Annotated in this window: 19 protein-coding genes and 2 pseudogenes; 5 read left to right on the top strand and 16 right to left on the bottom strand. The window is 39.4% G+C overall.

Features of this window, described 5'->3' with window-relative positions; translation table 11 throughout:
• Positions 1-166: 166 nt before the first annotated feature.
• The 3 genes from MKY19_RS14830 to MKY19_RS14820 all read right to left on the bottom strand — a co-directional run bounded on the left by MKY19_RS14830 (position 167) and on the right by MKY19_RS14820 (position 4,176).
• Entirely contained in the window at positions 167-3,334 is a 3,168-nt protein-coding gene (locus MKY19_RS14830) for an ATP-binding cassette domain-containing protein (protein ID WP_339804002.1), read from the bottom strand.
• 102 nt (positions 3,335-3,436) lie between these two features.
• Positions 3,437-3,853, bottom strand: a complete 417-nt coding sequence (locus MKY19_RS14825; protein ID WP_042188254.1) for an SRPBCC domain-containing protein — start codon at positions 3,851-3,853, stop codon at positions 3,437-3,439.
• A complete protein-coding gene (locus MKY19_RS14820) occupies positions 3,853-4,176 on the bottom strand; it encodes a metalloregulator ArsR/SmtB family transcription factor (RefSeq protein WP_042188252.1) in 324 nt (107 codons plus the stop codon). Before MKY19_RS14820 ends, MKY19_RS14825 begins: the two co-directional genes overlap by 1 nt.
• Positions 4,177-4,528: 352 nt before the next feature.
• Between MKY19_RS14820 and MKY19_RS14815 the strand changes: the two genes are divergently transcribed.
• The 3 genes from MKY19_RS14815 to MKY19_RS14805 all read left to right on the top strand — a co-directional run bounded on the left by MKY19_RS14815 (position 4,529) and on the right by MKY19_RS14805 (position 8,697).
• On the top strand, positions 4,529-6,634 hold the full coding sequence (locus MKY19_RS14815) for a subtype B tannase (RefSeq protein WP_339803998.1): 2,106 nt from the start codon (positions 4,529-4,531) through the stop codon (positions 6,632-6,634).
• A gap of 126 nt (positions 6,635-6,760) precedes the next feature.
• The gene (locus tag MKY19_RS14810; RefSeq protein WP_339803995.1) at positions 6,761-7,453 is read left to right on the top strand and encodes a response regulator transcription factor; all 693 of its coding nucleotides are present in this window, start codon (positions 6,761-6,763) and stop codon (positions 7,451-7,453) included.
• Complete coding sequence (locus tag MKY19_RS14805) at positions 7,450-8,697, top strand: ATP-binding protein (protein ID WP_339803993.1); 1,248 nt, start codon at positions 7,450-7,452, stop codon at positions 8,695-8,697. Before MKY19_RS14810 ends, MKY19_RS14805 begins: the two co-directional genes overlap by 4 nt.
• Here the strand turns inward: MKY19_RS14805 and MKY19_RS14800 are convergent.
• From MKY19_RS14800 to MKY19_RS14780, 5 genes are all read right to left on the bottom strand, one after another.
• On the bottom strand, positions 8,681-9,004 hold the full coding sequence (locus MKY19_RS14800; protein WP_339803990.1) for a hypothetical protein: 324 nt from the start codon (positions 9,002-9,004) through the stop codon (positions 8,681-8,683). The two genes, MKY19_RS14805 and MKY19_RS14800, sit on opposite strands and share 17 nt — an antisense overlap.
• 346 nt (positions 9,005-9,350) lie before the next feature.
• Complete coding sequence (locus MKY19_RS14795) at positions 9,351-10,259, bottom strand: hypothetical protein (RefSeq protein WP_339803987.1); 909 nt, start codon at positions 10,257-10,259, stop codon at positions 9,351-9,353.
• A complete protein-coding gene (locus tag MKY19_RS14790; protein ID WP_339271338.1) occupies positions 10,256-10,882 on the bottom strand; it encodes a sigma-70 family RNA polymerase sigma factor in 627 nt (208 codons plus the stop codon). Before MKY19_RS14790 ends, MKY19_RS14795 begins: the two co-directional genes overlap by 4 nt.
• Positions 10,883-11,133: 251 nt before the next feature.
• Positions 11,134-11,823, bottom strand: coding sequence for a hypothetical protein (locus tag MKY19_RS14785; RefSeq protein ID WP_339271336.1), 690 nt, complete (start codon positions 11,821-11,823; stop codon positions 11,134-11,136).
• An 81-nt stretch (positions 11,824-11,904) separates the two neighbouring features.
• Entirely contained in the window at positions 11,905-12,771 is an 867-nt protein-coding gene (locus MKY19_RS14780; protein ID WP_339803983.1) for an alpha/beta hydrolase, read from the bottom strand.
• Positions 12,772-12,928: 157 nt separating this feature from the next.
• On the opposite strand from MKY19_RS14780, the gene MKY19_RS14775 reads away from it, so the two are divergent.
• Entirely contained in the window at positions 12,929-13,627 is a 699-nt protein-coding gene (locus MKY19_RS14775) for a MerR family DNA-binding transcriptional regulator (protein ID WP_339803980.1), read from the top strand.
• Between the two features lie 406 nt (positions 13,628-14,033).
• Here MKY19_RS14775 and MKY19_RS14770 read toward each other — a convergent pair whose 3' ends face one another.
• From MKY19_RS14770 to MKY19_RS14740, 7 genes and pseudogenes are all read right to left on the bottom strand, one after another.
• A complete protein-coding gene (locus MKY19_RS14770; protein ID WP_339803977.1) occupies positions 14,034-14,747 on the bottom strand; it encodes a 5'-methylthioadenosine/adenosylhomocysteine nucleosidase in 714 nt (237 codons plus the stop codon).
• Positions 14,748-14,938: 191 nt separating this feature from the next.
• The gene (locus MKY19_RS14765; RefSeq protein WP_339803974.1) at positions 14,939-15,346 is read right to left on the bottom strand and encodes a GNAT family N-acetyltransferase; all 408 of its coding nucleotides are present in this window, start codon (positions 15,344-15,346) and stop codon (positions 14,939-14,941) included.
• Between the two features lie 168 nt (positions 15,347-15,514).
• On the bottom strand, positions 15,515-15,844 hold the full coding sequence (locus tag MKY19_RS14760) for an HIT domain-containing protein (RefSeq protein ID WP_149646112.1): 330 nt from the start codon (positions 15,842-15,844) through the stop codon (positions 15,515-15,517).
• A gap of 280 nt (positions 15,845-16,124) precedes the next feature.
• Entirely contained in the window at positions 16,125-17,033 is a 909-nt protein-coding gene (locus tag MKY19_RS14755) for a phosphotransferase (protein WP_339803969.1), read from the bottom strand.
• A gap of 433 nt (positions 17,034-17,466) precedes the next feature.
• A pseudogene (locus MKY19_RS14750) lies at positions 17,467-17,646 on the bottom strand (SDR family NAD(P)-dependent oxidoreductase); the annotation flags it as partial.
• Between the two features lie 84 nt (positions 17,647-17,730).
• Positions 17,731-18,411 (bottom strand): NAD-dependent epimerase/dehydratase family protein, encoded by a 681-nt coding sequence (locus tag MKY19_RS14745; protein WP_339803966.1) that lies wholly within the window; start codon positions 18,409-18,411, stop codon positions 17,731-17,733.
• A 52-nt stretch (positions 18,412-18,463) separates the two neighbouring features.
• Positions 18,464-18,598, bottom strand: a pseudogene (locus MKY19_RS14740) (MarR family transcriptional regulator); the annotation flags it as partial.
• Between the two features lie 404 nt (positions 18,599-19,002).
• Here MKY19_RS14740 and MKY19_RS14735 point away from each other — a divergent pair.
• Positions 19,003-20,220 carry an IS110 family transposase gene (locus tag MKY19_RS14735; RefSeq protein WP_339803963.1) on the top strand — a complete coding sequence of 406 codons (1,218 nt, stop codon included), beginning with the start codon at positions 19,003-19,005 and terminating at the stop codon, positions 20,218-20,220.
• A gap of 285 nt (positions 20,221-20,505) precedes the next feature.
• On the opposite strand, the gene MKY19_RS14730 is transcribed toward MKY19_RS14735, so the two are convergent.
• Positions 20,506-21,129 (bottom strand): HXXEE domain-containing protein, encoded by a 624-nt coding sequence (locus MKY19_RS14730; protein ID WP_042188240.1) that lies wholly within the window; start codon positions 21,127-21,129, stop codon positions 20,506-20,508.
• Positions 21,130-21,151: the final 22 nt, after the last annotated feature.

Raw genomic sequence — 21,151 nt, 5'->3', positions numbered from 1 at the left:
TCATTTGCCTAATTGTAAAGAAAAGGAAGTTGCATGCCTATAGCTCAATGTAGCTATCCCTATTAATAAGATGTGTCTAAATTGTGAGTTATATCACATCGTTTGCTATCCCAAAAGTGTGTCCACATAATAAAAAACCGCGCATAGCGCGGTTTCATTAGGTTAACTAATTATTTTCAAGGTATTGATAAACGGCCATCATTTCTTGTTTATTTAGCTCCCGAATACGATTGAAAATTGGAATATCTGCTACAGCATCAATATTTGAGCTTTCAGTCACGACATCACTAACGTTACCTGTAAGCCAGGTCTGGACGTCAATGCCTTCGACAATTTCTTTACGCCCTTCATCATTAATGCCACTTGCGTAACAACTAACACATGGAATCGTTAACTTATAAACGCCATCGTGAAGTCCATCTTCGGATATGACTTTCTTTCCTTTACAGAATGGACATGGCTGACTAGCTTTTATCTTATTAACTAGAGTGACCAGTTTTTTGTAACCAAACGCTTCATAAACATAGGTCAGCTTTTTGTATTTTCCATTCGTGAAAAACTTATCAATGATGTATTCTCTGGTTTCGGTGATATTCTCAAAATCACAAATCGTAATCTGATTATTCAAGCTAATAGATTCAATACTGCCGCTAATATCGCCCCAGAATGGCAGTGCATTTTGTAATACCATTTCATAGTGCGCAAAGCTCGCTACTTCAAGTTCAAGCATTTTTAGAGCAACTTGTATTTCCCTAGGTAATAGAGAGACATCCACTGTTAGAACCATATCACCGCCGACAATAGCTTTCATTTTTTCAAGCACCGGTAATTTGCCAACGGTACTGATCACATGTTCAAGAGGTAGTCCAATGATCTCACGAATATCTGTGTCGTCAAACTTTAGCTTCTTATGATGATTTAGTACGGTCCCTTCACAGATTGGACAGGTAATCAGTATTTTGGATTGTTTAATATGCTCTTTAATAATCGCTTTTGATATCACCATGTAGTTCCCAATGATGTAATTAAAGCCTTCCCAAGTCCTCGTTGCTTTGCTTGCCTTATCATAAAATGACTTTTCCCAATACCCGTACCAAAAAGTATGCTTTTCTACATCCGTCATCTCATTATAACTTTTGCTGAGATCATGTCCGAGTTCATTCTTAATCTCTTCAAAGATGAATTTTATTTTGGGGAATTGATAGAATTTCAGAATATCCATTGCATCTGGATGCAATAAGCCATCCCAAAATGGCACATTTTTATCCTGAAGAACAACTTCAAAATCAAATTTTTCAATGACTCGACGTCCCTTGCAGGATGGACAATGATTGTCTTGATTATAGAAATCGAAGCTATTTGTATCTTTATTGGTCGGATGTGCCGTTACAATTTGGTTGATCAAGCCACCAATTTCATATAGAAAAGTATATTGACTATATAAGTGTCTTTCCAGATCAATGGCGATGACAGGTGCAATGATATCTGATTCATATTCACCATATATCAAACGCGCCATAGAAGATAAGCTTTTTAAGATGCCACCTTTATAAACGTTTTCCGCATTTTTAAAGTAGGCAATTTGATTTTCTTTTAAATAGTTAATGCCATTTTGTTGGCGCAGTGTTGAAGAAATCTGCAATGGAGCGACATGATCTTCACTGATTTGCTGGAGATAATAATCTTCATGACTTACAACTTCTAGATGCTCAACAGGTTCAAGCTGTCTTTTACCAAAATCAACGATAAAATCAGAATTTTCCAGCATATACGAGTTATGTTCAATCATCATTATGGAGACGGATTCGTCCTGAAGAATGTCTCTAATGCTATCAATGAATTGATTTAGAATATTTTGTGATAACCCTTTGGAAGGCTCGTCAAAAATGAAAAGTGTATTGGGGTTTCTTGAACCTGCAAATAGCTCGGAGACTAAATGAACACATTGAAATTCACCTGTGGATAAAGACTGTGTTTTTCTTTCCAACGTTAAATAACCCAGCCCAAGCTTGATCAATAAACTTAAACGTTTATGAGCGATGTCTTCATTTGGCAGTTCATCAATAATATCTTCAATTGAGCGCTGAAAAATATCATCAATCTCTTCGCTATATTTTGTGAGCTTTCTCTTAATATCAAGAAAAGTCGCAACCGTAGACCGGCTGGTAATCGATTGATTTCGATCCTGCCCCACAATCACCAGCTTATCCTTGGGATATCGCTTCACAAAATCCTTGGACATACACTCATTGACCAATGTAGATTTGCCGCAGCCAGATTCCCCAGTGAACGTTACAAGTCTATTACGGGGAATCTGAATTTCGGCGATTTGAATATTACGACAGTAAAGATCATGAAAATGATAATGTTCAGTTGGAGCTGTCTGATTTATTTCTCCATTGATGGGCGCCGGACGTGGCGATTCTTCAACGATTTTTCCGCCGTATTTACCACTTCCTGGTCCAAAGAACAATTGCTCGTCCGTTATGTCTAATACGGTATCCGAATGATCAATAAGCCAAATTTGATTCTTAAATCCTAGTTGTTTTATCTGCTCTAATATTTTCAAAAGGGTTTGGTGATCCAGACCCACAGAGATTTCGTCAATGATAATTACTGTATTTTCACTGGTTGCCATGAATTCTGCCAAGTAAAGTCGTGTTAACTCTCCGCCTGACAAGGTACCCATTATACGATTTAAGGTTAGATAACCAATATTCATATGGATTATGTTCTTTAGAATGTTTTGTTTACCTTCACTAATGTTTAGAACTTCTGCTAGAGAAAAAATGGTTTCAATGCTTAAGTCATTAATATCGGAGATACTCTTGCCTTGACCTAATAACTCCATTTTGTATTGTTCAGCTTCGTGATTATATCGCTTACCCTTACACTTTTTACATTCGACATTTTTAGTAGTGCCGCGACCTTTACAATCTGAGCACCAGCCTAATTCATTATTAAATGAAAAAACCTCTGGCGATAGGTTATATTGTTCAGCAATCGCAACTCGAATCTCTGTGAACACGCCCGTATGCGTGCCAATGGTTGAACGAGGATTGGAAGAAATAGATGATCTCCCTAGAAAAAGTACGAGTGGCATTTCTTCCATCTGAATCGCACTGAAATTAGTCTCCATAATGTTAGGGAATAAATACTGATATTCTGCCTTTGGCAATAAAGAAACGAGACGTTTCTTGGATTCTTCTCCGATGGTTTGACAAAAGGTGGTTTTACCAGATCCGGATAAACCAGCAATCCCTAGGGATTGGTCAACTGGAAGTACTGCATCTAACTTATTAATATTGTTCGCAATCAATCGGTTGATTTTCATAGTGGTATCATCTCATCTCCATTCTCTTCATTTAGTATTGCCATCATTTATTCCATTAAAAAGGGCACTTTCCATTTTCAGAAAAGCGCCCTATTCTTGAAATTACAGTTCTGCTAATACTTTTTCAAGCTGACTGCCCATATTCGCCCAAGCATATTTAGCTCCTTCAATAGCGCCTTGGCGAGCTTTGGTCTCCTCACTAAATCCAGATTGAGCAAGATGCAGATGAACCTTACCATCTTCCTCTTTGCTCAAAGTCCAAGTAACTGTTGTACCTTCTCCGGCACTATGCCAAGTATAGGATAATGTATGTGGCTCATCTACTATGAGAACCTCGCAATCTACAATACCATCCCACCATTCATTTGGCTCTGCACGAAATTGAAATTTATGCCCTACGACTGGTTTAAAGTCATTGCTCCAAATCCATTTCGCTAGTGTATCTGAATCCGTTAAAGCGTTCCATACCTTCTCGATGGAGCTTGTAAATTGATAATCTAAGGATACATCTGGTTTCATTATTCTTCCTCCAATAAAAGTTTTAGTTTATCGATTCTTTCTTTCCAGAAGCCTTCGTAAAAAGATACCCAATCCCGAATTTCTTTCAATGGATTGGCATTCAAACGATACCTCGTTTCTCTACCAACCTTTCGAGCAACTACAAGATCAGCCTCTTTAAGAATAGACAAGTGCTTAGATACTGCTGTACGGCCCATATCAAAATGAACCGTGATTTCATGTAGGGGTAATTCATCAACATCAGCCAGGATTTGAAGTAATTTTCGCCTTGTTGGATCTGCAACAGCGTCATATACATCCCTCACTTGACTATTATCGTTCAAAACCACCCCCACCTTTTCCGTAATATTACCTGTAGTGTAACCGATTATACTTCATCAGTACCCAATCGGACACCATTTAGTGTCATATTGATTATAGGACACCAAATGGTGTCGTGTCAAGATTCCTATTCCTTCCATTAACAGTTCCTTTACTTTTCTGATTAAGATTCGATATCTCAATGAGGATGATATTTTTATGCCACAATGTTTTGTTAGATTCAATCCATGAAGGATATTCGCAATATTCGTGCGGAATCCAAACTAACACTTGCAGAGAGGAGTTGAAAAGAGTTTGTAGATATCTATCGTTGATGAAATGATCTATTAAATTTTAGAAAAAGGAGATAAAACTATGAAACTAAAAAAATGGATTACCCCTGTTCTTACTTTTTCTCTGCTATCGATGTCGTTCACTACAGGCTCTGCTAGTGCAGCAACTTCCGGAGCATACAGCCTAAAGTTCAATGATGCCCAATATACTACTAAAACTTTGACGGTAGACGGCCGATCAGTCACTTACCGAGCTTATGAGAATATTGTCTACGTTAAGAATCCAGTAGATACTAATTATGAAATCATGAACGTTTATGTCCCTGAGGATTATTTCCAAGGTAAATCGATCGGAAGCTATACCGCCGATACAGCACCTATCTTTTTCCCGAACCAGGTCGGCGGGTACATGCCTGCTCAGCCAGGTAGTACTGAGTCGAGCAAGGGCATGGGTATGGGAGCGGGTCCGCAAGGCGCTGCTCAAAAAACAGATAAGGATTCCGAAATGACTTCAGAATCGAATGCGAAAACTGATTCGAGTAAGCCCGAAGCGGAAACCGGATTAAATAGTACTGCAGTTGGCACAAACGTAAATGCAGGACCTGCCTCCTCAGGGTCACCTAACGCTATAGCAGTTGCCTTGTCAAAAGGGTATGTAGTCGCATCCCCTGGTGCTCGCGGTAGAACTACACAAGATGACAATGGCACATACACTGGCAAGGCACCAGCAGCGATTGTGGATTTGAAGGCAGCTGTCCGCTACCTTCGCTATAATGACGATATCATGCCAGGCGATGCCGAGAAAATCATTTCGAACGGTACAAGCGCAGGTGGAGCGCTCTCTGCACTGTTAGGTGCGACTGGCAATAATGCGGAATATGAGCCTTATTTGGAGGCTATTGGTGCAGCCGACGAGCGTGATGACGTTTTTGCTGTTTCGGCTTACACGCCAATTACGAATCTAGACAACGCAGATGCAGCCTATGAATGGCAATTCAACGATATTACCTCTTATGAAAAGCTGGATTTCTCCGGAAATACGGATTTTATCATGGAGAGAAAGATGGTTGAAGGAACATTAACGAAAGATCAGATTAAAGTATCAGACGAACTGAAAGCAATGTTCCCAACTTACGTAAATAGCCTAGAGCTAACAAAAGCCGATGGAACGGCATTAACAATGAATGCAGATGGCAATGGTCCCTTTAAAGATTACATCAAATCCTTGGTCATCGCTTCAGCGCAAAAAGCGCTAAAAGCGGGTTCAGATCTGTCTGATAAAACATGGATTACAATAGAAAATGGAACCGTCACTGATATCGATTATGATCAATACCTCGCCTACTTGGGCAGAATGAAGCTGCCTGGAGCCTTTGACGGTTTAGACCTGAGCAATGGCGAAAACGAACTGTTTGGCACATCGAACGTCACTGCCCAGCATTTTACCCAGTTCGGTTTGGATAATGATACGGCCGGCGGAACGCTTGCTGCCCAGAATCTAGTGAAAATGATGAATCCGATGAACTATATCAGTACTGAGGGAACAACCACTACAAGTAATTGGCGGATTCGGATGGGTACCAAAGATAGTGATACCTCTCTCGCTGTTTCTACTATATTGGCTACGGAGCTGGAGAATAAAGGCTTAAATGTAGACTTTGCGATGGCTTGGGATATTCCACACAGCGGAGATTACGATCTGGATGAGCTTTTTGCTTGGGCGGACAAGGTTAGTGCTACATCACCAAAAGCATCCGCAACTGCCACTCCTTCCAAGTCATCAGTGATGGTGAATGGGAACAAGATATCTGTAGATGCGTACACTATTGACGGCAGCAACTATTTTAAACTGCGGGATATAGCTATGGCTGTAAACAACACTACAAAACAGTTTGAAGTGACATCAGATGCGAAGACAAATGCTTTAAACATTACATCTAACAAAGCGTACACCCCGACTGGCATTGAACTTTCAGCATCCGGAAATACTAATTCGAAGACAGGTGTTACGACATCCACTAAGATAACTTTAAACGGTCAAGAGATTTCAGTAACAGGCTATAATATCGGCGGGAATGAGTATTATAAGCTCCGGGATATAGCAAAATCCCTTGATTTTAATTTAGTATGGAATGCCGCAACGCACACCATAAATATGGATACTTCTAATGTATATATTTCTGAATAAAGCATACTTGGTTAAGAGAGGCCGATCATCCAATCGGTCTCTTTCCATTCTGCTTGAGTCTTCCTTGCTCCGTATAGACATTTTACTTACAATAAGGTCCATGATATCGGAATAAAGGTGGTAGCTATGCAAGGAAAAGTGAAAATACTAATTTGTGATGACAATATTGCTGTGCATGAGAGCATATCTGCTTATTTACTTGCAGAACATATGGAATATGAATCGGTATACAATGGTGAAGAAGTGCTTAGAAAGTTAGAGGATCAGCATTTTGATCTCGTCATACTGGACATTATGCTACCCGGGCTTTTTGGGACAGAGGTGTGCCGTAAGATTCGAACAACTAGTAACGTCCCGATTATTATGCTAAGCGCAAAAGGTGAAGAAACTGACCGCATATTGGGGTTGGAAATTGGGGCAGACGACTATATAACGAAGCCGTTCTCCCCTCGGGAGGTTGTCACACGAGTAAGAACCATTTTGAAACGGATCCATTATACCTTTCCAACTGAAGATGCAATCCTGACCCTAGGTGAAATGAAAATTGATCGCAATGCTTTTGAAATCCATATCAAGGGAAACCGAATGGACTTTACACCTAAAGAAATTGAATTGATGATCTATTTTACAACCAATAGGAACAAAGTGCTTTCAAGAGAACAAATCCTCAATAAGGTCTGGGGATATGATTATTTTGGCGATACTAGAGCGGTTGATAATCTCATTAAGAGAATGAGAAAAAAACTACCCGAAGAAGATTTGGGGTTTGAAATCAAGTCCGTTTATGGGATGGGCTATAAAATGGAGTCTTCTAAATGAAAAGAGTAACTTCCAACAAAAAAGTAATTTATTTGGCCATCCTTTTCTGCTTTATTTTAGGGCAAATCGGGGGAACCTTGATTATAAAACAGCTTTTTTTGAATTATAAATTAAAAGATATGCTACCTCAGGCAACCTCTATAGCTGCTGAAATCGCACAAAACGAGAAGAATATTAGGGGTTTTAGACCCTACCTTATGAAGGTGTATGATTTGGAGGGAAATGACCTATCACCTGGAGACGAGAGTAAGCAGCAATTTTTCAATGTTACATCGGAAGAATTCAAAGATGCCCTTATAGATTATATTCCAGAAGTAATTAAAGCGAATAAATTTGCTGCGATTAAAAATATTAGCGGGTTTCCGAGTAAATCCATTGTCGTGGGTGCACCCGTTATTCAGAATGAGCAAGCGGTCGGTGTTGTCTTTTTATTAGAGCCGGGTAGTGAATTTCAAGCCGTATTGAATGGGTTCTATTACGTTTTTACCGGCACCCTACTATTAGGCACGCTAATAATCGGCTTTTTTATCTCTTCTTATCTTAAAGAAATGAAACAGCTTGAAAAAACTCGCCGGGATTATATCGCTAATATTAGCCATGAACTGAAATCTCCTATTGCCTCCATCAGGGCTTTAACAGAGACATTGGCAGATGGAATGATTAAAGACGAAGAAAAAACCAATAAATATTATGGCATTATTTTATCCGAATGTGCACGTCTGCAACGTTTGATTTATGATGTGTTGGAATTATCAAGAATGCAAAATAAAAGAGATACCTGGGATAAAGAAAAAATAGATATGCAGGAATTAGTGGTGCTCATAGAGTCTAAATACTCTTTCTTGTCTGATGAGATGGGCATTGTATTTGAGATTACAGAGAACGCTAGAAATCTGCCTGCTGTTCTTTCCAATAAAGATAAAGTATTGCAGCTGGTCAATATTTTAATGGATAACGCCATGAAATATGTAGGAGAAGATGGAAGAATAACTTTTGATGCTGAAGTACATTCAAGGGTTGTAACTGTACTGATATCTGATAATGGACCCGGTATTGCGAAAGAACACCTCCCTTATATCTTTGAAAGATTTTACAAGAGCGAGCAGTCACATAATGAAAAAGGAAGCGGTCTGGGGCTCGCAATTGCGGAAGAAATTGTGAATGGTCTAGGTGAAAAAATATCGGTTACAAGTAAACCGGGAAAGGGAACGATCTTTCAATTTACCCTTAAACGCTATAAATAGAGACACACAAATAGTTATCCAGTGGATTATATCCGATTGCATTTATATCTACAGGGGGGCTAACCGTTCCTCGAATAACGGTTGCACCTGTTACAACATTGAGGTAATACCAAACGAAAGGTCTTCCTGCAAATTGAATCATTGTTGTATTACAGCTTAAGGGATTATTTGTAGTATCATGGCTAAAGTTCTGATTGGCTACAGTTGCATTATTGCTGATTTGAGACTTCGTAACGGTTAAGGTCAGTTTTCTTGGCCCATTGACATTGTAAATCCACTTGGCTGCGAAAAAGTAGTTGGTGGACAAGTAGCATCCGAATCTGTAACCGTCTTATAAACGAAATAACTTCCCGCAACGGTAATCGGAAAACTATAAACTCCATTGACATTCGTTAGCGTAGAAACACAGGTCCACTCGAATTACTATATAGAACAACATTAACATTCGGAATCCAAGGTTCACCAGGATTAAACTGCCCATTATGATTTAAATCATTACGCAAATGACTATTAGTGGGTGAGGGCTAACGCACAATCTGGGTAATTGTACTCTACTCTAAAACAAAGGCATCGAATCTGTGGATTCGATGCCTTTGTTTTAACTTGTTAGAAATCGTTACTTTTTTCTTAAGCATAATCAAATCTTCTTAAGTTTAGTAAAGCGGCAACACTTCTTGTTTAAGCCCTGAAAAAAGTTCGCCGGATTGTTTAAAGAAGGTGTCAGGCAAATGATAGTAAGCATCTCCAATAGATACGACTTTTAATTCAGGAATGATATACATGCCCATATAGGTTCCATCCTTGAGGTTGAACTTTAACTGATACGATTTTCCTTGGGATTGCGCCTCTGCAATAGCCTCGTATTCTTTATTACTTAAATCAGCTGTTTTTGCGCTGTACAGCCCATCAATGATAGACTCTACAGAAGCATGATCTGTCATTTTCTTTAACACGTCATTTCCCACATGATTAAGAACATGAATATCTTTTGCATGCTCTTTTAGATTAGACATATCCAGATATTCCTTAGCGGTCATCGTAGAATCGTTAGTCTTCGCCACGATTTCTGCCAAATAATAATGCTCCTCAACTTTAACAGCGATGCGGAATTGGGATGGGTACGTCGGAATCTCATATAACTTACCTCCAACAGCGAACGTAGACGAAAAATCCTTTTCTACAACTTCTCCTCCATTGTTCTTCCCAATCTCTTGGTTAATATCAAAATCTATGGTACCAAGTGATTTTTCAGGCTTCATTCCTGTGAACTTAAACTGAGCACCATCACTTACGAATGCATAACGAAATCCATTGTAATTTAAAATTTTCCGAACTCCGGTAGGAGCTGAAACGGGCGTTTGCTGCGAGATTTGTGGTGAATTCGTTAATGATGACTTTAGAGGAGATGTATAAATGGCCACTCCTAACACAAGTGCAGCACAAGCAGCCATGGTTCCCCACTTCGCATATGTTCTCTTATTAGTACGCCTCGCAGTGTTGGCCTTTTCCACCAGATTGCCGTCTACATAACCAAGAGTCTTAAATAAATCTTTATTATTCATAGGATATAGCCCTCTTTCATAAGGTATAATTGGAGTTTTTTTCGTGTTCTAAAAAGAACCGATTTCGTTTTACTTTCACTTATTGAGAATCGAGTTGCGATATCAGCCAAAGAATCGGAATACCAGTAACGTCTCAGAAAAATATTCCGATGATCTTCATTAATCTTCAGCAGAAAATTGCTTATAGATTCAGCGATTTGTTCTTCCTCATATTGACTTTCGACATTGTCTGGAGAGGATAAACAATCATTTAATTCATCAAGAATCGTATCGAATGTTTTATTCCGCTTTTTGGCCATGTAATAATCGTGTTTATTTAACGCGATATTTCGTGTGATCCTCCCCAAAAAAGATGAGAGCTTAGCAGGCGTCTTCGGCGGTATCGTTTCCCACGCTCCTAGAAAGGTATCGTTCACGCATTCTTCCGAATCTTCAAAATTAGACAGAATGTTATGAGCAATCTTGGTACAATAATTTCTATATTTTTTGGATGTTTCTTCTATTGCTGTTTCATTGCGGGCAAAGTACAGCTGTATGATTTCACTATCGTCCACTCCATCACTTCCGTTCAGTTTGATTAAGGCCTCACTTATAAAGTAAGAAAAGAAGGGTTTTGGTTGCAAAAAAGTTTTTTTCTTTTATACTAGTGCGGGAAATCATTTTATGTCTTCATAAGCTTCGACATTCAATGCCAATAATATGACGTGTGATCTTATCCTTTTGATTCCTATGAAAAAAGCCGGTGTACCCTATAATGGGCAACACCGGCCAATATATTAAAAGTAGAAACTATAGAGGAATTGCTGCAGCTTCATGATAGAAGCATAGACGCTCCGCGATTTCGTGAACTGACCTTTTTTTTGTTCAAATCATGCTATTCAGCCACAAACCGTTTATTGTTTAAATCCAATTTGTAAAAGATATCTTTTGCATCTGCTTCTTGTGTACCTGCTCCAACTGGTGGATGGACTACTAAGATATTATTTTCGACACTTGGTAAAGGCTCAGCTTCTGAATAAAGAAGTGTTTTCGAGACTTGATCCTTCTTTACGATTTCTAATGGGAATACATCTTCATTTTGCTTATCAATCGCGAAAATATATCCTTCCACGCCATGACCTGTTTGATATTGAGGAGTAAGGATGTAAACCTCAGCTTCTTTAAAACTCAGCTTCTCAAAAGATATTTTTTTGCTGGATGGTCGGAAAAACAAGTAATTGGGTAGTTCCATTAAGACTTTGTCCTGATCTCCCTGTCTGTAGATAATAGAGTAATTACTCTGAAACGTCTGATCACCCTCTTGTCCCATCGTGCTCGATACGACCAAATGCCCAAGTTCTTCTCTACCTTTGGCTATCATCAATAATGTTCCCTTTTCCGTTTGCTGTTCCGCCCGAATTGATTTATCCTCATTTACTGCGTCAATTACAATAGAATCCATGAGATCGTTTTTTGGAAATAAGCTAACCTCTGATGGTTTTTGTTCCTGAGTAGATGAGTTGATTTGTTGATGGTTACAGGCAACGAGTAAACTAAATGCTAACACCGATGATGCTACTTGCAAAATAAGCTTGTTAATTGTAACCCTCTCACTTTCATTTACAGCTGGGGTACAACTGCTCCCGAATTACAGTCCAGTCTGTATTCATAATTGTTTTATAAACCAGGGCTTAATTAATGGTATTACCACGGCTGGTTGCATAGCTTTTGTATGATCCATTTGGCTTCCCGTTAGCACTTCAACATCCCAGCCTAAATCACACAGCTTCGTCGTATTCTTCTTTAATATCCCAGCAATATCAACGGTAACATTTCCAAAATTCTCACCATATACGATAGTATCATTTTCTCCTGCAAAAGCTAATTTTGGAAGACTTAGCAATTGGTGAATACTACGATCATCAAAAGCAGTGAGGCTCTCGTATAAGGCAACAAATTGAGCTGTTACACGGGTATCCATTGATACTTTGATGTTGTCCCAGTCTATCTCATCAGGATTCTCTGTTTCAATGGAGCTTTTTTCAGCTACCTCATTTTGATTATTCAAAGCTTGGGTATGTGTTTTTTGAGTTACAATCAGCATCTCTTGATAGGGACCATTATATGGCGGAAAACCTCCCATGACCAAGCTTTCCAGACGATTTGTTCTGATAGCCAATTGTAGTCCAATTAAAGCTAGCCAGGAATAACCGTAGTAGCTAAAGCTCTTAACGTTCATTTCATCAGCAATGAGGAGCAGATCCTTCACAATATGGTCTACGGTTAAGTTGTCCACTGGATGTTGAAAGAGATGACCTTCATAATCAAAATAAAGCACTTGAAACGTATCCGCTAGACCTTCAACAAAATGTTTACCTAATTCAGGATCTACGCCCCATAGCTTTAGATTTTCTGCCTCCTGATTGTACACGGATTTTTTAGCGATAGGTAACATAATGGTTGGACGATCTGATCCTCCTGTCAATCCTACTTCTATTGCTGAATGGTTGGTTAATCGTATGATTTTTTTCAAACAATCCTCTCCTTACTGTTTTATAAAAATATCATATAACATTCATGCAATCTTTCGGTTTATCTCATACTAAGCCTTGATATATCTAATTAAATTAGATTTAATGTTGTTGTAGCACTTGAAGGTTTAACTTTAATGTTCTGGAGTGATGACGATTATGGGAGATAATTATACACCAACAATAATAGCTAAGAAATTAAATGTAAGTACCACTACATTAAGAAGATATGAAGATCAAGGCTTAGTTCCAGAAGTCCCGAGGACTCCTAGCAATCGCCGGTGTTATACAGACATTCATGTCCAAGCTTTTATTACGATTCGGGAACTTTTACAAGGATATGAGATTCCAGTTGTGTACGATGTGATGAGAAAGATTAAAGCTCGGCAAATTGAGGATGCACTTTGGTCAATCAATCAGGAACAGCATAATACACAAACGGAAAATCATAGGTTAGAGGATGTGTTACGCATGTTCCGAAATGCAGATTTATCAAAATACAACGATTTAGAGGTCACAAATGCAATGACTATTGGTGAAGTTGCACAAATGGCAGGCGTTAAGCCTTCAGCCATTCGACATTGGGAACAAGAAGGCCTTATTACTTCTAACAGAAACAAAGACAACGGCTATAGGGTCTATACTATAACGGAATTAAGAAAGATTATACTGATCAGCAGTTTAAGGAAAACCGTGTATTATATCGAGAACATGAAACAACTCCTGAATGAAATAGAGACACAAAACTATAAAAAAGTAGAATTGTCATTCGAGCTTGCGTTACAAAAATTAAACAGTCAATTAATGAAGCAGTTTTTAGGGATCGCTGAGCTTATGAAATATGTGAAATACTATTAAACTTGATAACTTGATATCAACAAGCAATCTTCCCAAAAAGAAGAAAACTTAACTCAAATACCAGTGCACCTGCATACCCCTTCTTTCGGCAAGAAGTCCTTACAGCAATAAACATATTCTGGCTCAGAATTCGATCGAATGCATAGATTTTTTGGAACATAATTAATCCTTCTTAAAATCATTTATAAGAACACAAAAAACTCCTCCCTTAAGGGATGGAGTTGATTTCGCGTTACCACCCTGATGGGTGTATTCATGAATACACCCTCTCTGTTATCGTCCAATAACGATGCCCCCTTGTAAACGGCAGAATCTCGGAACTATTTAGACAGCCGCTAGTTTATTGAACTAACGTTCCCCGTTAGTTCAATACGTCGTTTTTTTCTAGATGGATGGTTCTAGGCGACTAATTTAGTAATAAAATTAGTAAATTCTCTACAACTTTAATTGAATTTAATGATGCAGTTTTCACGTTGCACTCAAAAGTTTCCGGCGCTTCACTATCAGCATTATCCGATATTGCTCGAATCACAATAAATGGAACATTATTTACGTAACACACTTGGGCGACACTGGCACTTTCCATGTCTACACACATAGCTTGATGTTTCTCAATCAATATATTTCTTTGTTGATGGGTAATAAATGTTTCACCAGTTATGATTCTTCCTAAATGGCATGTAAAACCGAGTCTTTCAGATTTAATTATCCTAATACATTTTCCTATTAGTGCTTCATTAGCTTTTATGTATTGATGCTCTAACCAAGGATGATATTCAATAATAATCTCAGGAACCACATCATGATGAGCGACTTCTGTTGATGCGACTACATCACCAAATTTAAGATTATCGTTTAATGAACCCGCTACACCAGTTAAAATGATTAAATCCACCTGGAATTTATCGATCAATACTTGGGTATCTATTGCAGCATTTACTTTACAAACCCCACAAAAAGCACCTACTACCGACACATCATGATATTGCCCTGAATAAAAATTTAGCATGATATGCTTTGTGATTGTCTGATTTTTTAGTTTATCGATAAACGGATTAATTTCATCTTCAGAAGGACCCGGTATACTATCTTCATTGAAATTACCACCTTTTATTTTCAATAACACCTAATTATACATACACACAAATTCCAACGGATCAACACATAGTATTCGTTGATTTAGGGGGATTTTCCTTTTTATGCAACTAAACTGCCCGATAGTTAAACAGGTAGTCACTAATACCGACTGCTTGTTCTTCATGATGCTAACCATTCCCCGTTTGCGTAATGATCACTTGAATTATTTGTGACTTAAAAAATACATTCAAACCGCTCTACTCCTGGGTATTTTTCTCCCAAACTTGTTATCGAGAACCCAATTTTTTTATAGAAGCCAACAGTATCTTTATCGGTTTCTGCCTTTATTCTCACATTCTTTTTAGTTTTTATGAACTCATTTATCATTTCACTGCCTATACCTTTACCACGATAATTGGCTTTAATTGCAATATGCTTAAGTTCTATTTCATCAGTTGATTCGTATATGAATCCAATTAACCCTACTAGTTCATCATTATTTAAACTCCCAACTAATTCCCGTGAATCATTGTCTATGTATGTTTTAAGTTCATTATCAATTCTTTCATCATTAGCCCACATACACTCAGCCATTAAAAGCTTCAATTCACCTAAGTCTTCATAATTTTTTAAACTAATCATAAGAAGCACCACTCCTTATTTAGATGATCTTACAGATGTTACGTATTCTTGACACATGTTAAGCTAACCTGCCGTTGAATAAAGGCAGCCGATTGAGTTGACTGACGTCTGGCATATTGTGTTTGAGCTAACGTTCCCCGTTAGATCAACAACTAAGAATAAAATGATTTAGCGTATTGGCTCACCATAAATCACATGAAAATGAAGATGCTTTGAGTCTTGGTATTTTCCTAAATTAGTCGATACCCTACAAGCCCCATACTCAGACTGCACTTTAGATGCTACTTTTTTAACAACGTCCATCAATTCAATTAAGAGGGCGTTGTCACTCTCATCTAGTGTTAAAAGAGATGAGATATGCCTCTTTGGAATTGTAATAATGTGAACGGGATAAAAAGGGCGAGTGTGATGGTACGCAAGAACGTTATCAGTTTCAAGTACTTTCTTTACATAAGTACGACCACTTAACACCTCATCGCAATAAAAATCCTCAGTCATCAAATCTCCTCCTTCTTACTTTTCTCATTTTAACATTTGTAATTATTTGCAACTATCCTGCCCGTTAGTTCAATGAAAAAAGCAGGATACCGTAGCTCCTGCAAATCAATTTGTATTATTCAACTATCGTTCCCAGTTAGCGCAACGACTTACTCTGTTGAATTTCGTGTTCCTCAACATAAAACGGCATCAGAGAAGGCGAATCGTACCTTATCGCGGCCTTTAAACGACAAAATGGTGCCGATAGCCCTAGCCCCATAGCTGCAACGAAATAATGAGCCTAATCCGACAGTGCTCGCAAGATGTTGGATTTCGCCTCTGCCGCAATCGCTTCATTCCCGTCATCGACCGCTTGCATCAAGATCAGTACGGGGATGTATACCGCGATCAGCCGCGCCAGCAGCTTCGTTTCCTCGTCCGCTCCTCCGTAAGTTTCGAAAAACACGCCGCGAGCGTAAGGTGGTAAAAAGCTGTAAGCAACGCTCAAATCGCAAGCCGGATGGCCTACGCTCAGATCGCCCCAATCAATGATGCCGGAAACGATCCCGTTCTCATTCACAAGCATATTTTTGAAATGAAGATCGCCATGTAGCAGTGCATTCACCGCCTCGACATGGTCCGTTTGCAGCCTGCTAATATACGCTTCGATCACACCGGACTCCTCCGGCGACAAGTGTTCAACCACCTTCGATAGAAAACCTTCCAATTTCACTTTGCGCGATGCTATGTCCGTCAAGCTTCGATGATCTTGCTGAACTCCGCAGTTCAGCGCCGCCTGCACCGGAAACTCATGCAATCTCCGCAAAAATTTCGCCAGCGTCTCTGCCGATAAAGCCCGGCGTTCTTCCGTCAAACCGATGGGGAAATCTCCTGGCACGTAGGCATAGCCAAGAAATGGTGCCGGGTATTCGTCACTTGCTTCGCCATAAAACAACGGTTTCGGATAGGGGATGGTCATATATGCCTCCAGCTTCGGCAGCAGCTTCCCTTCCATACGAATCGAGCCAACTGCAATCGTTCTTCTTGGAAACCGGAACACGTACTCGTCACCGATGAGAAAAACCGTATTGTCCCAGCCCAATCGTTTCACTTGCTTCGATGACAGCTGAGGGAATTGTCTGCCGATCAGCGTCCGCGCCTGCTCTTCGTTAACCTCCCACTCCGCATCCCATACATTCGTCCCTCCCATGAAATGTCTGCCTCCTCGTTCCTTACTTTATTTAGACGTTTACATTCCCTGGAAGTTATGCATAACTGCCCGTTAGCCATACATGCAGCGCAAACGCCGCACCACAGATGATGAAAATGGGTAAAATCAGTCAATACTGCTACTACGGCTGGCGAAGAAGGTCGATGAGCTATGGTGCCTTAGAGCCCATCCGTTAGTCTGACTCCAACGACCCCGGTGCATCACAGATTGTCGCTCCCTTTCGGGAAGCACTCATGGGAGATTAATCCTACTCTGGTTTTTGCACCAGCCTAGTCTTTAGTAATTGTAGAACGAAGTTTGTTCTTTTACTAGTTTTGAGCTAATTTAATTTTCATGGGAGCTCAATGACTTGTCTGAGATCGGAACAAAATGCTGCCAATGAGACAAATTTCAAAATAGGTGGACTCCGCCTCTACCTGAAATTTTCTACACACTCATGCAGAAAGGCCCCTAACGTGCGTGGCTCCCTGCCGAGTAAGCGCTTCACAGTGTCATTTGGTCTTTCTGGTACCACCGTAGACATGGTTTGAATTTCCACAACGTGGTTCGCGAGCCAAGGAGGCATATGCCCGTTCTCCATAAGATTGCGCTTTGTGCTTGGGAGAGCGACACATTGAGAATAATTACCCGGATAAAACAGCTGTATTATTGAACTCAGATGAATTAGATTATGAGATCAGCCAAAAGTACCCGGTTCGGATTTAGCCAATTTAATGATATCCTTGCTCTCAAGAATAGATTTATCATATCCTTTTGTAACAGTATGAATCATTGCAATACCAAGCTCCTTTAAAGACACGGTAAAGTTTGGAAAAAGTCTTCTTAGAATAGGATATAGCCACATAAATGCATAATAAGATTTATGCGTATTTTTTAATCCCTTTATTGGATTGATGTAGGCAGGACGAAACATGTATGCTTTTTTGAAAGGCAGCTGCATGAGGTGATTTTCTGTCTTGCCCTTCACTCTTGCCCACATCTTTTTTCCTAGCTCTGTACTATCCGTCCCCATTCCGGAAACATAGCAGAACACCATATCTGGGTTCAAGCCTGCGAGCATTTCTGCCATATGCACAGTAAGATCAAACGATAATCGTGAGTACTCCTCCTCCTTCAAACCAGCAGAGCTTACACCCAAGCAAAAGTAGCATGCATTATAGTTGCTTAATTGAGACTTGATTGCAGATAAATCAAAAAAATCTTTGTGGATGATTTCAGTTAATTTGGGATGTGAAACGCCGCATGGTTTGCGGTTAATCACTAAAACGTGTTCCACATCAGGATGCTGCAGGCATTCATGTAAAACACCCTCGCCAACCATCCCCGTAACACCTGTAATTATCGCTCTTATTTTCACGATGGATCCCTCCCTTTTCTCAATTAAATTGTTATTAACTATTCGTCTGTCCATAGTGAAGCTTGGCTTCCGCTGCCATTAGCCTAGACGCGACGAGTATAGCCTCTGCGTCTATGTCTAGCATATAGCGATCAATCTGCCGCTTGGATTTTACAAGCGAGGGAATAGCGTCAATGTCATTTATTATTGTTGTTCATATAAATAGTATGGTTCCTAATTACTTTTGTGTCAACGCATTTTTATAACACATCAACACCCCGCCTTTCTTCATATCTGGAACTGTATTCCTCCTCGGCCACTGCAAAAGGCTCGACCTCTCTTTTATTCCAAATCTAGCTAGCCCTACATGCAGCGCAAGCGCTGCACCACAGATGATGAAAATATTTGTATTTGTTAATACTTCTACTATGGCTGGGAGAGGAAGGTCGATAAGCTATGGTGCCTACGAGCCCATCCGTTAGTTTGACTCCAACGATCACGGTGCATCACAGATTGTCGCTCCCTTTCGGGAAGCACTCATGGGAGATTAATCCTACTCTGATTGTTGCACCAGCCTCTTACCTAATTTAGCCGTAGAGAGGATACTTGAGAGTGAAAATCGTAGTTGAACGGGCATGTGGTATGGATATTCATAAGGATAACATTACCGCATGTATTCTAACGTCTAATGGAAAGGAGATTCAATCGTTTCCGACTAAAACAGTGTTTCTTTTACAATTAATTGACTGGATTAAACAACATGAATGCACTCACGTCGCTATGGAAAGTACAGGTGTATTTTGGAAGCCTATTGTAAATTTGCTTGAAGCTGAAGGCGTAGAATTTTTAGTAGTGAATGCCCAGCATATGAAAGCTTTGCCTGGACGTAAAACAGATGTCAAAGACTCCGAATGGATTGCAAAGCTTCTTCGTCATGGGTTACTTAAAGCAAGTTTCATTCCAGATCGAAATCAACGGGAGCTTCGAGAACTTGTTCGTTACCGTCGGAGTATTATCGAAGAACGAGCTAGACAACATAACCGAATTCAAAAAGTGTTAGAAGGAGCCAATATTAAACTCATCTCTGTTGTCTCTGATATTATGGGGGTCTCCTCTCGTGATATGCTTCATGCTATTGCTGATGGTGAAGATGATCCTGAGAAACTAGCGAACTTTGCTAGACGCACCATGAAACGAAAGAAGGATGACCTTGAACTTGCTTTACACGGCTATGTAAACCCTCATCAACGCTTGAAGATTAAGACTATTTTAACTCACATTGATTTTTTAAGTGAACAAATCACAGTGCTAGACCAGGAAGTCGCTATGAGGGTTGTTCCATTTTCTGACGATGTCGAACGTTTAGATTCAATTCCTGGAATAGCCACTCGAATGGCAGAACAAATCTTAGCCGAAATTGGGACCAACATTAAGAAGCAGTTTCCCAGTGCTGCGCATTTATGCTCATGGGCTGGACTTGTGCCTGGGCATAACGAAAGTGCAGGAAAAAGAAAATCTGCTAAATCTAAAAACGGAAACAAATATTTGAAGTCCGCCTTAGTGGAAGCAGCCCATTCCTTATCAGCCTCAAAGAACTATCTTGGTGCCATGTACAGACGAACAGCGGCAAGAAAAGGAAGAAAAAGGGCTGCAATCTCTGTCGCGCATGCTAGGTTGAGAATAGCCTACTATTTGTTGACTCGTGAAGAAATGTACGTGGATCTAGGCGAAGATTACTTTGACAAGCAGAAGCAACAATCTATTGTGAAATACGCAGTTCGAAGACTAGAAAACTTAGGTTATTCTGTAACTATTGCAGAAGTCTCCTAATTCATTAAGACACCCATATTCTTATTTCGGATGCTGTGACATTCAAAAAAATGAATGGACTGCGTCTTATTTACTTTGCCTCTTTACAGTTACTGCAGATTTAATTTTCATGGGAGTTTAATAAAAAAGAGCAGGATACGAAGCACCTACTCATCATTGTGTGTTATTGAACTAACGTTTCCCGTTAGTTGAGAAAATAATCATCCTTCAATTTCAGTTACATTAACCCATCTAATTTTACATCAAGAGTTATAACAACTGGACCTTCTGGTGGGTTATGAGGACCTACTTACGAAAAGACCATAATTGTTTTTGCGAAAATTTGTGAATGGAGTTTTTGTTTTTCATCCATGTATTTCCTTTCACTATTAAAATATAAACAGCTATGGCAAAATAAATTGCGCTCCAAATCCAGTCTGAGAGGGTTATTAAATGATGCTCATATAAGTAGTTGATGTACCAGATCCCCACCGGTAAATGTACAATAATTGCGGAGACTAATCCTGGATTATACATGCTTTTTGCTCTTATATTAATGACGACTCCATGGAAAATGATTTGGAAAAAGCCCATTAAAACAGGTGCCATCCCCAGCCATACTACTGACGGGAAGAATACAGGGAGCAAGTAGAACACATAGGCGATGACCACATTAATAATCATTGCCGACTGTTTATTTAACGGATAGTTGTCAGGGGATTCACTTTTAAAAAGGGCTATATTGAATATGCCTGGAAAGTACCCTGGCCAGCGGTATTCCTCAAACTGATGAAGAAGGATCGCAACAAAGCTTAACCATAATATGCTGTTTATCCGCGGTATTGTTTCCCAGTTCATTAGAAGATAAATGCATATAACAATGCCAATGAATAGTCCTATATCCTGCCAATATTTTCTCAAAAAATTCATTTAATCACCTCAATCTGAGTTT

The organism is Paenibacillus sp. FSL R5-0744 (genome assembly GCF_037972555.1).
Classification (GTDB): domain Bacteria; phylum Bacillota; class Bacilli; order Paenibacillales; family Paenibacillaceae; genus Paenibacillus_AQ.
This window is presented reverse-complemented; position numbering and strand designations above follow the sequence as displayed.

What these genes read in the sequence shown, in the direction of transcription:
- MKY19_RS14825 (WP_042188254.1), bottom strand. Translation starts at nt 3,853, where the DNA reads ATGAAACCAGATGTATCCTTAGATTATCAATTTACAAGCTCCATCGAG.
- MKY19_RS14795 (WP_339803987.1), bottom strand. Translation starts at nt 10,259, where the DNA reads ATGAATAATAAAGATTTATTTAAGACTCTTGGTTATGTAGACGGCAAT.
- MKY19_RS14815 (WP_339803998.1), top strand. Translation starts at nt 4,529, where the DNA reads ATGAAACTAAAAAAATGGATTACCCCTGTTCTTACTTTTTCTCTGCTA.
- MKY19_RS14810 (WP_339803995.1), top strand. Translation starts at nt 6,761, where the DNA reads ATGCAAGGAAAAGTGAAAATACTAATTTGTGATGACAATATTGCTGTG.
- MKY19_RS14775 (WP_339803980.1), top strand. Translation starts at nt 12,929, where the DNA reads ATGGGAGATAATTATACACCAACAATAATAGCTAAGAAATTAAATGTA.
- MKY19_RS14755 (WP_339803969.1), bottom strand. Translation starts at nt 17,033, where the DNA reads ATGGGAGGGACGAATGTATGGGATGCGGAGTGGGAGGTTAACGAAGAG.
- MKY19_RS14805 (WP_339803993.1), top strand. Translation starts at nt 7,450, where the DNA reads ATGAAAAGAGTAACTTCCAACAAAAAAGTAATTTATTTGGCCATCCTT.
- MKY19_RS14830 (WP_339804002.1), bottom strand. Translation starts at nt 3,334, where the DNA reads ATGAAAATCAACCGATTGATTGCGAACAATATTAATAAGTTAGATGCA.
- MKY19_RS14760 (WP_149646112.1), bottom strand. Translation starts at nt 15,844, where the DNA reads ATGACTGAGGATTTTTATTGCGATGAGGTGTTAAGTGGTCGTACTTAT.
- MKY19_RS14765 (WP_339803974.1), bottom strand. Translation starts at nt 15,346, where the DNA reads ATGATTAGTTTAAAAAATTATGAAGACTTAGGTGAATTGAAGCTTTTA.
- MKY19_RS14730 (WP_042188240.1), bottom strand. Translation starts at nt 21,129, where the DNA reads ATGAATTTTTTGAGAAAATATTGGCAGGATATAGGACTATTCATTGGC.